Source organism: Arthrobacter sp. H41 (assembly GCF_000520535.1).
Taxonomy (GTDB): Bacteria; Actinomycetota; Actinomycetes; order Actinomycetales; family Micrococcaceae; genus Arthrobacter_D.
On the sequence record NZ_KI914800.1, the window covers coordinates 24,766 to 25,704 of the forward strand.

Below are 939 nucleotides of genomic sequence, written 5' to 3' on the forward strand. Positions count from 1 at the left end.
GCAAAACCGCCCCGGAAGCCTTCGAGCCGCTGGGCCAGCTCGGTCTCCTGTGCCTGCAGGCTGGAGACACGCGCCGCCGCATCGGCGGAGCCCTGGCGGTCCTGCTCAAGCTCGGCGGCGACCTGCTGCTCCTCTTCCCGCAGCCGGACGACGTCGGCGCTGACCCCTTCGTGCTGCCGGGCCGCCTCCTGTGCCTCCCGGAGCCGGTTTCGGGCGCGCGCCGTCCCGATACGCGCCTCGTCGATGGAACCCGTGCCTCCCAGTGCGGCCAGCCGTGTCGTCGCAAGGACGGCCGCGTCGCGCTCGAGTCGTACCTCACCCAACCACTGCTCGGCTGCCGACTGCGCCTCGCGGGCCAGCTGCTCCTCCCCGTGGGTCACCCGCACAGAGCCGTGGGACTCGGCCGGCAGTGGATGTTCGGTGCTGCCGCACACCGCGCAGGCTTCGCCAGCGGTCAGTTGGGAGGCAAGTTCAACCGCTGCCTGCTCTAGCCGCAGCTGCAGCTTCGACAGCCAGAGCTCCTTCAGCTCGAGGTGTTCCCGGAGCGCGGAGGCATGGGCCGTCTCCGCATCGACCCGCCGCTGCTCTGCGGCTTCGTGGTCGCGGATGACCTCTTCGACGGCTGTTGCTGCCTGGAGTTCCCTCTTCCGGTTCTCCGAGTCACGGGCAACCTCCCCCAGTGCCTGTGCCTGTTCCTCCGCGACCTTCAGCGACCCCTGCAGCTCCTCGGTGAGGGCTGCGGCCTTCCGTTCCCGGCCACGGAGGCGCTCCACCTCGGCGGCCGCGTTGACGCGGTCGCGGCGGATCGCCGTGAGCCGATCCTCGTCCGGCAGTGCTGCCCGCAGCACGCCGGCTTCAGCCGACGCTTCCGTGCACGCCTGTGCCAGCAGCGCGGGGGTGAGGGCTTCCGGCGCCGACTGGGCGGGTTCCGCTCGCGGA

The 939-nt window shown here is 71.6% G+C and carries 1 protein-coding gene; it reads right to left on the reverse strand.

What is annotated here, in order from left to right; translation table 11 throughout:
* Positions 1-939: coiled-coil domain-containing protein (locus tag Y705_RS22345; protein WP_162149076.1), on the reverse strand; the 939-nt coding region annotated here is incomplete at both ends.